The organism is Streptococcus hillyeri, assembly GCF_041081565.1.
Taxonomy (GTDB): domain Bacteria; phylum Bacillota; class Bacilli; order Lactobacillales; family Streptococcaceae; genus Streptococcus; species Streptococcus hillyeri.
On record NZ_CP163513.1, the window covers coordinates 2,217,291 to 2,227,898 of the forward strand.

The following is a 10,608-nucleotide window of genomic DNA, read 5'->3' on the forward strand; positions in this document are numbered from 1 at the left end:
TTTGTTTTTACTATAATATCATTATAAAATGATTTGTCAATTATTCCGAATAAAAATATTTATTTACCAAGAATTATTTCTTATTAGCTAAAAATAACAACTATTTATCCCAGATTATCAGTCAATAGATAACGATACTTCTTGATGATTTTTTTGAGTATCAGTTAAAATAGTCTCCAAATATGAGGTTATAAAACCATCATCTTCATTTTTTAAGATTGAAATTCCCTCAGAATAATCTGCTATATTAATTGACTTACCAGCAAAATAGTCAGCATTTAAACTAGCAAATGTATTCCTTGCTAATATCAATTTTTCAGTAGGAAGTTGAGACGTTGACAACCATTCATTACTCTTACGTTTAGCCACATCTTCCATAAATGCTCGAGAATGCTGTGAAAAATGCAATAATGTCTCATCACTCATTTGCTTGTCTTTTGCCCAACCTTCAACATCTAACTGTTCTACTTGATAATCTAATGTTTTAGCACTCACTGTTATTTTTCCATATTGGTGCGGAGAAACGGCCAATGAAGAAGTTATTATTTCAGGAGTTTGTCCTTTGCTAATATGCTGGATATGAATATGTCCACTAAGATTTAAAAATAGCGGTGAATTTCGATACAAAGCAGATAGTTTAGGGGATTGATCGATAAGAAAACCTGAAGTAAAGTCAGGATTATGTGAAATCAAGTTCTGATGGCTAATACCGATGACTTTAATCTTATTTTTTTCAGCTTCTTTCAATCTATCCTCAATCCATTTTAAAGTCTCAGAAGAAAGTTTGTTGTCACCATTGCTATTACTGTCAACACACAAAAACCATAAATCTTTCCTTGCACTGTAAATATAGGAAAGTGAGTTGTCATCTTTGTGTAAAGATTTTTGTAAACCATATTGCCCATAAATTTCTGAGAATTGTTTTTTTGAAATCGAATCTACTAACTCATAACCATCCCCTGTAAATTTAGCTGCACTAGAGCGATCAATATCATGATTACCTGGGATGACAAGAATAGTTATACCTGCCCCTTTGATACGATTCAACTTTTTCTCTAACCCTAAATGACTCTCTCTTTCACCATTAAAAGTTAGGTCTCCACTAAGAATGAGAAATTCTGGTCTTTCTTCAATCACCGTGTCAACAAAAGCCTCTGTAATGTCTTCAATATAATACATGTATTTACCATCAGCGTTGTCAATCATGTCTGTAAAGAATGATTCATTATCATGTAAAGATGGAGACAAATAGTGTAAATCTGTCGCAACAATGATTGAAACTGTTTTTTCAGAGAGGGAGTTATTGCTATGATAACCATTTTGATTTAGATGAGAGTCTGAAACTAGTTTCAGAAAAGCAACTAAGATTAAACAGATTACAGCTATTATGATAAATTTCTTTTTCATGTTATGACAAAAGGGTGAGGCATTGCCTCACCTCAACCTTTCTTTTTAGAAATAATTGATTCCCATTGCAGATTTTACTTCTGATAAGGTTTGAGCTGCTACTTGACGTGCTTTTTGACTACCTTCTTCAAGCATACGGAAGACTTCTCCCATATCTTTAGCGTATTCTAGACGGCGCTCACGGATAGGAGCTAATTCACGTTCTAAGATGTCTAAAAGGTAACGTTTGGTTTTGACATCGCCAAGACCGCCACGTTGATAATGTTCTTTCATTGCCTCAATTTCAGCCTTATCTGCTTCGGTTCCAAAAATATCTAGATAATGGAAAACCATATTACCTTCAATTTGTCCAGGATCTTCCACACGGATATGATTTGGATCGGTGTACATGCTCATAACTTTCTTACGAACGGTATCAGCATCATCAGAGAGGTAGATGCCATTTCCGAGAGACTTCGACATTTTAGCATTACCATCAAGACCAGGGAGGCGACCAGCCTTTTCATTTTCAGGATAGATGCCTTCTGGCTCCACCAAAACCTCACAATTGTAGGTATGGTTAAAGCTACGAGCAATCTCCCGTGTTTGCTCAATCATTGGTTTTTGATCGTTACCGACTGGCACAAAATTAGCTTTAAAAGCTGTGATGTCTGCAGCTTGAGAGATAGGATAAACTAGGAAACCTGTTGGAATAGATTCTCCGAAACCTTTTTGAGCAATTTCCGTTTTAACCGTTGGATTACGTTCAAGACGTGCTAGAGAAACAAGGTTCATATAGTACATGGTCAACTCTGCTAGTTCGGGAATCTGACTCTGGATAAAAATAGTTGATTTAGCAGGGTCAAGACCAACAGATAAATAATCCAAGGCAACATTTCCAATGGATTCCTTGATAGCTGCAGATTCTTTGGCATGATCAGTGAGGGCTTGCTGGTCTGCTAAAAAAACAAACATATCGTACTTCTCTTCATTTTGAAGTAATACACGATTTTTTAAACTCCCTACATAGTGACCTAAATGTAGTTTTCCGGTGGGACGATCCCCTGTTAAAATAATTGGTTTAGACATATTATCTCCTTTACTTTTTTGTCAACTTTGTTTTACAGCGTTGTCAACTTGACGGAAGTAATCTTCCTTGGTTAATCTGTAGTGAACCATTGTAACCATTCTTTCATCAACTTTCTTGTCAATCTTTGCATATGGTTCTTCATGGCTAAACAACATTCCTGATTTTTGCATGACACGCCCAGAAGCAGGATTTTCTTTATCGTGTCGTGCGATTAAACAGCTCATTTGTAAGTCCTCGAAAAAGACTTGAAGTATTTTTGTGACTGCCTCGGTCATATATCCTTTGTTCCAATAGTGTTTATTTAAGGTATATCCTATTTCAGCTCGACGCACATCTTCGGCAATTTTCATTAAATCAATGGTTCCAATAAATCGATTGGTTTCTTTGATAACGATGCCCCAACGTCCTAGGGGATTAGCTAAGTACAGCGAAGCAATATTATTTTTAGTCTCTTCAAGAGTTTTATTAGCTGGAAAAGTCCAACGGACATTCTCTTCATCAAATGCATAAGCAAACATATCTTCTGCATCTTCAATCCGAACAGCTCTTAGATAAAGTCTATCCGTCTCTATAGAGCAGAATTTAGCTAATCCTTGGTAAATATTCTCCATCTATCCTCCAAAAGAAAAAACTCACGCTTAAATAAGCGTGAGGGCATAATCATATTGATACGCGGTACCACCTCAATTGATAACTTTACAACTTTTGTAAAGCAAGTTTACACTTAGTTGTCAAATCAGCAAAGCATCATCTCTAGTACGATAAGGTGTACCAAACCTGAAACTTATGTGTTCGTTTCACGTGAAACCTCAGCCCATTCACTCTAACTCACCTACTGACTTTCAGCACCGTCAACTCTCTTTGAAAGTAAAGCTAAAGTTACTTTTCTGAATACTTATATTTTATGAAATCCCTTCAAATTTGTCAAGTTTTTATCTTGTCAAGAACTTGGATTTAAGGGATAATAGAGGAGTTGAAAAATAGAGAAAGTGGTTTATCATGAAAAAACGTTTGATTGATTTTGTATTAGTAACAATCGGATCATTTATTGTTGCTATTGGTTTTAATACCATGTTTTTAGAGAATAACATTGCTTCAGGCGGTATGGGAGGGTTGGCAGTTAGTTTCAAAGAAATCTTCGGGTGGAACCCATCCACCTTTTTATTGCTAACTAACATTCCTCTTTTGATACTCTGTTTAGTATTTTTAGGGAAGGAAACTTTTGTTAAGACCTTTTATGGTTCATGGATATATCCATTTGCGGTGAAGTTGACAGCAACTTTACCAACGTTGACACATAATCCATTGCTGGCAGCTATCTTTGGTGGGATTATCGTTGGGATTGGATTAGGTATGGTTTTTTGGGGAAATTCCTCAACCGGTGGTACTGGGATCCCTACTCAAATTTTAAATAAATACACACCTTTATCCTTAGCTGTGGCAATGACTATCGTTGATGGGATTAGTGTAGCAATGGGATTCTTAGCATTTGATACAGATACAGTAATGTATTCGATTATAGCTCTTGTTGTGATTTCCTATGTTGTTGGGATTATGGAAAATGGATTTAATTCCTCTAAGACAATCATGATTATTTCTAATAAAAATGAAAAAATTCGTACCTACGTTATCCAAAAAGCTAATCGCGGTGTAACGCAAATTCCTGTTAAGGGAGGGCTAAATTCTCGTGATAAAATCATGCTCATGACAACAATTACTAGTCATGAGCTTCCCAAAATGCAACAAGAAATTTTAAAAATTGATGAGACAGCTTTTGTTGTTGTGATGCCAGCAAGCCAAGTCATGGGACGTGGCTTTAGCTTGACCAAACACTATATTCGTGAGAACGATGATATTTTACTTCCAGGCTAGTAGTTTTCGTTGAAAAAAATAAATAAATTCGATAAAATATTAAAGATAGATATAAAAAACGAGGTAATATAATTGTTAACAGTTTCAGACGTGTCGCTACGTTTTAGCGATAGAAAACTTTTCGATGACGTAAACATTAAGTTTACAGCAGGAAATACCTATGGATTGATTGGTGCCAATGGTGCTGGAAAATCAACTTTTTTAAAAATTCTTGCTGGAGATATTGAACCTTCAACTGGTCATGTATCTCTTGGACCAGATGAGCGTCTCTCAGTTCTTCGTCAAAATCATTTTGACTATGAAGAAGAGCGTGCGATTGATGTTGTTATCATGGGGAATGAAAAACTTTATAACATCATGAAAGAGAAAGATGCCATTTACATGAAGGAAGATTTCTCAGATGAAGATGGTGTTCGTGCAGCAGAACTTGAAGGTGAATTTGCAGAACTTGGTGGATGGGAAGCAGAAAGTGAAGCTTCTCAATTATTGCAAAACCTCAATATCCCTGAGGACCTTCATTACCAAAACATGAGTGAATTGTCTAACGGTGATAAGGTCAAAGTTTTGCTTGCTAAGGCTCTATTTGGTAAACCAGATGTTCTTCTTTTGGACGAGCCTACCAATGGTCTTGACATTCAATCGATTTCATGGCTTGAAGATTTCCTAATTGATTTTGAGAATACCGTTATTGTTGTGTCCCATGACCGCCATTTCTTGAATAAAGTATGTACCCACATGGCTGACCTTGATTTTGGTAAAATTAAACTATTTGTCGGTAACTACGATTTCTGGAAACAGTCTTCTGAATTGGCTGCGCGTCTTCAAGCAGACCGTAATGCCAAAGCTGAAGAAAAAATCAAAGAGCTTCAAGATTTCATCGCGCGTTTCTCTGCAAATGCCTCAAAATCAAAACAAGCGACTTCTCGTAAGAAAATGCTTGATAAGATTGAATTGGAAGAAATTGTTCCATCAAGTCGTAAGTACCCATTTATCAATTTCAAAGCTGAGCGTGAAATTGGTAATGACCTGTTAACCGTAGAAAACCTTTCTGTTAAAGTGGATGGAGAAACCATCATTGATAATATCAGCTTTATTCTTCGTCCAGGAGATAAGACAGCTATCATTGGTGAAAATGATATCCAAACGACAGCTCTTATGCGAGCTTTAGCGGGGGATATTGAATACGAAGGAACGATTAAATGGGGAGTAACCACTTCTCAGTCTTATCTTCCTAAGGATAATACGAAAGATTTTGCTTCAGGTGAACCAATTCTGGAATGGCTTCGTCAATTTGCTGCTAAAGGTGAAGATGATGATACTTTCTTGCGTGGTTTCCTTGGTCGCATGCTCTTCTCAGGAGATGAAGTTAAGAAGTCTGTTAATGTTCTTTCTGGTGGGGAAAAAGTGCGTGTAATGCTATCAAAATTGATGCTGCTTAAGTCAAACGTGCTTATTCTTGATGATCCAACTAACCACTTGGATTTGGAATCTATCTCAAGCCTTAATGATGGCGTCAAAGATTTCAAAGAATCAGTTATCTTTGCCAGCCACGACCATGAGTTTATTCAAACCATTGCCAATCACATCGTTGTTATTTCTAAAAACGGTGTCATTGACCGTATTGATGAAACCTATGATGAATTCCTTGAAAATGAAGAAGTTCAAGCTAAGGTTAAAGCTCTTTGGGCACAATAATTTCCAAAAAATCGTCTGGGACTATCTCAGACGATTTCTTTTTTATCTATAGTGATTTGAATTAGTACTCATCAAAAATCAAAAGAGCATTTTAGATCCTCTAATATCATTGTTTGACCACCGAACGAAGTGAGGCTAACATGTTTCTTTTCCTATGGTGGTATTCTTATTAGTGAAATCCGTAGGAGGTTGTGATACTGACTTCGTAAGCTTCATTTCCCACCTAAAAAGGTTCCCCAAACCTTTTTTAGCGTCCACACTTTTAATAAAGAAACACAGAAAGTAATTTTTGATTTTTGTTAAGTATAAAAGTAGGACACTTTAAAAGTAAACTACAGATAAAATGATGTCATCTTATTGCACTTAGTTCACTCTGGCATAGTCCTATTAAGAGGAGTGTAAATCAAACAGCCTCTCTAGATTTTTCAAATGGAACTACACTATCCATCACAAAACATTTATAGAAAACAAAAAAAAACTGCTAACCGCAGTTTTTATAGGATACTCCGTACGGGATTCGAACCCGTGTTACCGCCGTGAAAAGGCGGTGTCTTAACCCCTTGACCAACGGAGCAAAATCTAATAGTCCGTACGGGATTCGAACCCGTGTTACCGCCGTGAAAAGGCGGTGTCTTAACCCCTTGACCAACGGACCTTAGGTGTTGTTTTCTTAACACTCTTATTATTATATCAGATAAATTAAATTTGTCTAGTCTTTTATTTCATTTTTTATTTTAATATTGCTTTTTTTTGTCTCATTTGATATACTAATGGAGTTGGGTCTCATAGCTCAGCTGGATAGAGCATTCGCCTTCTAAGCGAACGGTCGCAGGTTCGAATCCTGCTGGGATCACTAAAAAAAGTTTGGAGCACATGTTCCAAACTTTTTTTGTCCTAATCCTATATCATCACCGGTCTCTTTATGGAGACTTTAGAGAAAAATCAGCTCCTAGGTTTATTGATTTTTTCTTCCCAATTTTTCTCATTCCAAAGACTGACATTGATATAGAGAAGTGGCAAGATAACAAAAACTAGACCATACTCTTTGAGATGAGTAGAGATGACTGTTGATAGAGCAACACCTAATGCAAATGTCAAGATAATAATAAAAATATTCCTACCAGCTTTTTGGAGCTCTGCATTTTTCTCCATAAAACCTTTAAACGTTAAAAGAGCAGCATTTTTAACATTTCCTGTCATCATCACATTAGCATAAGGTGCCCCTCTAAGTTTTCTAAAAGATTCCACCTGTATAGACGCTACAAGAGCTAAATTAGCTATTGTAAAAAATGAAGGTAAGATAGGAGTCAATAACACGGTAATGACAATAATGGCTTGCATAATCAGACTCGCACCAAAATGCCAAAAGATATTTTTGCTAACAAACCATCGACGAATCAGATAGGTAGCACATTGTCCTATCATAAAAAAAACAATAGGGATTGTAAAATTAATAACTCGTTGCCAATTTCCTTGAGCAGCATGATATGCCCACATGATAACATTGCCTGATTGAACGCCAGCAAAAATACCATTCTGAGTTACAAAGGTAAAGGCATTGATATAGCCACTAATAAAGGTTAGACAAGCTGCAACACGCAATCCCTCAAAGACACGGTAATCTTTTACATGATATTTCATCTTCCTCACTCCCAATAAATTATTTATGATAAGGACTGCCTTGCTGAATCATAAAAGCACGGTAAATCTGCTCAATCAATACAAGTTTCATGAGCTGATGAGGCAAGGTTAATTTTCCAAAACTCATTAATAAATTCGCACGTTTTTTGACACTTGGTGACAATCCTAGACTTCCCCCAATGATAAAGGTTAGATTTGAATAGCCTTTTACAGTGATATCATCTAATATCTGACTAAATTTTTCTGATGGAAATTGATCACCTTCGATGGCTAAGGCTATGACAAACTCTCTATCTGAAATTTTTGCTAAGATACGTTCAGCTTCTTTTGCCATAATGGCCTGATTCTCAGATTCACTAGCTTTATCTGGCGTTTTTTCATCAGGAAGTTCCACCATTTCTAATTTGCAAAATCTCCCCAGGCGCTTCTGGTATTCGGCAATGCCATCTTTCAGATATTTTTCTTTTAATTTTCCTACGGTAATCAGTTTTAGTTTCATAAGGTGTATTATATCATAAATTATTCTTTTTGTAATAAGTTATCCACAGGTTTACCCATTAAATTATCAGCTTTTTAGGTAAGTTTTTACTTGTTTTCAACAAAGTTTTCCACAACCTGTGGAAACTTTTCTTTTTTGGATTTTTAAGGTATAATTAAGCCAATTTTCTTAAACTGATGACAAATGGAGGTCATTTATCATGAAAAAAACATTTTCTTCTCTACTTAAATTTATTTTAATTAGTTGTACGGGTTTTATAGGTGGAATAGTTGCTACATTTTTAATGCTACAAAGTAACAAGTTTACTTCTACCTCAACAAATAATACTCAGACAACTGTCAGCAAGGTGAGCTATAAAAATACTAATGATACCACCTCTGCAGTTGCTAACGTTCAAGATGCTGTTGTCTCTGTCATCAATTATCAAAGTCAACAAAATAATTCTTTTCAGAACGTCTTCGGTAACTCTCCTTCTGGAGAACTCGCTGTAGCCAGTGAAGGTTCTGGGGTTATTTACAAAAAAGATGGTAAATTTGCTTATATCGTGACAAATAACCATGTTATTGAAGGTGCCGAGCAAATTGAAATCCTCTTTGCTGATGGTACAAAGGTGGTTGGTGAGTTGGTCGGAAGTGATACCTATTCTGACCTTGCGGTAGTCAAAATCTCTTCTGAGTCTGTTAAAACTGTTGCTACATTCGCAGATTCAGAAACATTGACTGTTGGTGAAACAGCAATCGCTATCGGTAGTCCTCTTGGATCTGAGTATGCCAATTCTGTAACAGAAGGGATTGTGTCTAGTCTTAGCCGTACAGTTACTATGAAAAATGAGCAAGGTGAAACCATCTCAACTAATGCTATTCAAACAGATGCTGCCATTAATCCAGGTAATTCTGGCGGAGCTCTCATCAATATTCAAGGACAAGTTATCGGTATTAACTCAAGTAAAATCTCTTCAACGTCAACATCGTTGACAGGAGGTTCTTCGGTTGAAGGTATGGGATTTGCAATCCCTTCAAATGATGTTGTCAAAATTATCAATCAACTAGAGAAAAATGGAAAAGTTAACCGTCCTGCTCTCGGTATTACGATGGTAGGTTTAAACGAATTGTCAACTAACTTTATCTTCCAATTAAAACTACCTGAAGATGTGACATCTGGTATTGTCGTTGCAAGCACTCAAGATAACATGCCTGCATCTGGAAAACTTCAAAAATATGATGTCATTACTGAGATTGATGAAGAAACTGTCGCATCATCTAGTGATTTACAAAGTATTCTTTATGGTCACACTATCGGTGACACAATAAAAGTAACTCTCTACCGTGAAGGGAAAAAGCAAACAGCTACTATTATCCTTGATAAAACAACCCAAGATTTGACTTCAAATTAAGTTGACATACTTTGTCACTACCTTTACAATAGTGTAAAGGTAGTTTTTAGTTTAGGAGAGCAGATGACAGAACGTTTACAGGTTATCAAAATTGAACAGATTCAAAAAAATCCCTACCAACCTAGGTTAAGTTTCAATGAAGATGAATTGATTGATTTGGCAAATTCTATTAAAGAGAATGGTCTCATTCAGCCAATTATTGTTCGAAAATCAGATGTTTTTGGATATGAACTCATTGCAGGTGAGAGAAGGCTACGAGCCTCTAAAATAGCTGGCTTAGAAGAAATCCCAGCAATTATTAAGGAAATTTCTGATGATGATAGTATGAAACAGGCTATTATTGAAAATCTTCAACGCTCTAACCTTAATCCCATTGAAGAAGCCAAAGCCTATCAACAAATGATTGATAAAAAACAAGTCACACACGAAGATCTAGCACGTTATATGGGGAAATCACGCCCCTACATCAGTAATCTTCTTCGTTTACTAAATCTACCACTAAGTCTTCAAGAAGCCGTTACGTCTGGAAAACTTTCTCAAGGACATGCGCGTGTGCTCCTCAGCCTCAATGAAGAAAAAGAACAAGAATTTTGGGCAAAGGAAATTAATGAGAAACAGCTCAGTGTTAGACAGCTAGAGGCTTTTATTTTAGGTAAGAAAACGAAAAAGCAAGTCTCTAAAAATCCTTTTATCACCGATTATGAAAAAGAGCTCAGCCAACAACTAGGATTACCTGTAAAAATCACAGCCAGCAAATCACATAAAGGGAAAGTCACCATCCAATTTTCAACCGAAGAAGATTTCCACAGAATTATCAACAGTCTAAAATAGGCTGTTGACTTTTTTTCGTTTTAGACAGAATTATCAACAAGAAAAATTCGATTTAAACCTAGTAAATATCAGCAATATAAGAGTTTTACACATGTTGTGGAAAACTCTTATTGACAATGTGGATTTCTGATAAAATACTTGTGGAAAACTTTTTAGAAATATGTTAGAATAAAACAACTAACTAACAGATAAGGAGACAAG

At 36.0% G+C, this 10,608-nt stretch carries 9 protein-coding genes and 3 tRNA genes; 5 read left to right on the forward strand and 7 right to left on the reverse strand.

What is annotated here, in order from left to right; all coding sequences use genetic code 11:
- Nucleotides 1-117: 117 nt before the first annotated feature.
- Genes AB6M99_RS10980 through AB6M99_RS10990 form a run of 3 tightly spaced genes read right to left on the reverse strand, consistent with a single transcriptional unit; the run spans nt 118 to nt 3,087 of the window.
- Nucleotides 118-1,407: a metallophosphoesterase gene (locus AB6M99_RS10980; protein ID WP_121835363.1), complete on the reverse strand. Its 1,290-nt coding sequence runs from the start codon at nt 1,405-1,407 to the stop codon at nt 118-120.
- 45 nt (nt 1,408-1,452) lie between these two features.
- Nucleotides 1,453-2,475 (reverse strand): tryptophan--tRNA ligase, encoded by a 1,023-nt coding sequence (gene trpS / locus AB6M99_RS10985; RefSeq protein ID WP_121835365.1) that lies wholly within the window; start codon nt 2,473-2,475, stop codon nt 1,453-1,455.
- A gap of 21 nt (nt 2,476-2,496) precedes the next feature.
- Nucleotides 2,497-3,087: a GNAT family N-acetyltransferase gene (locus tag AB6M99_RS10990; RefSeq protein WP_369351241.1), complete on the reverse strand. Its 591-nt coding sequence runs from the start codon at nt 3,085-3,087 to the stop codon at nt 2,497-2,499.
- Nucleotides 3,088-3,475: 388 nt separating this feature from the next.
- On the opposite strand from AB6M99_RS10990, the gene AB6M99_RS10995 reads away from it, so the two are divergent.
- Nucleotides 3,476-4,348, forward strand: coding sequence for a YitT family protein (locus AB6M99_RS10995; RefSeq protein ID WP_121835369.1), 873 nt, complete (start codon nt 3,476-3,478; stop codon nt 4,346-4,348).
- 72 nt (nt 4,349-4,420) lie between these two features.
- Nucleotides 4,421-6,043, forward strand: a complete 1,623-nt coding sequence (locus AB6M99_RS11000) for an ATP-binding cassette domain-containing protein (RefSeq protein WP_369350823.1) — start codon at nt 4,421-4,423, stop codon at nt 6,041-6,043.
- A gap of 502 nt (nt 6,044-6,545) precedes the next feature.
- Here the strand turns inward: AB6M99_RS11000 and AB6M99_RS11005 are convergent.
- Together AB6M99_RS11005 and AB6M99_RS11010 are read right to left on the reverse strand one after the other, a co-directional pair.
- A tRNA-Glu gene (locus tag AB6M99_RS11005) sits at nt 6,546-6,617 on the reverse strand.
- A gap of 9 nt (nt 6,618-6,626) precedes the next feature.
- Nucleotides 6,627-6,698 (reverse strand) — tRNA-Glu (locus tag AB6M99_RS11010).
- A 124-nt stretch (nt 6,699-6,822) separates the two neighbouring features.
- Between AB6M99_RS11010 and AB6M99_RS11015 the strand changes: the two genes are divergently transcribed.
- Nucleotides 6,823-6,896, forward strand: a tRNA-Arg gene (locus AB6M99_RS11015).
- A gap of 89 nt (nt 6,897-6,985) precedes the next feature.
- Here the strand turns inward: AB6M99_RS11015 and AB6M99_RS11020 are convergent.
- Nucleotides 6,986-7,684 (reverse strand): YoaK family protein, encoded by a 699-nt coding sequence (locus AB6M99_RS11020; RefSeq protein WP_121835373.1) that lies wholly within the window; start codon nt 7,682-7,684, stop codon nt 6,986-6,988.
- 19 nt (nt 7,685-7,703) lie between these two features.
- Nucleotides 7,704-8,183, reverse strand: coding sequence for a 23S rRNA (pseudouridine(1915)-N(3))-methyltransferase RlmH (rlmH, locus tag AB6M99_RS11025; RefSeq protein ID WP_369350826.1), 480 nt, complete (start codon nt 8,181-8,183; stop codon nt 7,704-7,706).
- Nucleotides 8,184-8,382: 199 nt separating this feature from the next.
- Between rlmH and AB6M99_RS11030 the strand changes: the two genes are divergently transcribed.
- Complete coding sequence (locus tag AB6M99_RS11030; protein WP_121835377.1) at nt 8,383-9,576, forward strand: S1C family serine protease; 1,194 nt, start codon at nt 8,383-8,385, stop codon at nt 9,574-9,576.
- A gap of 63 nt (nt 9,577-9,639) precedes the next feature.
- On the forward strand, nt 9,640-10,407 hold the full coding sequence (locus tag AB6M99_RS11035; RefSeq protein WP_121835379.1) for a ParB/RepB/Spo0J family partition protein: 768 nt from the start codon (nt 9,640-9,642) through the stop codon (nt 10,405-10,407).
- The last annotated feature ends 201 nt before the right edge of the window (nt 10,408-10,608 follow it).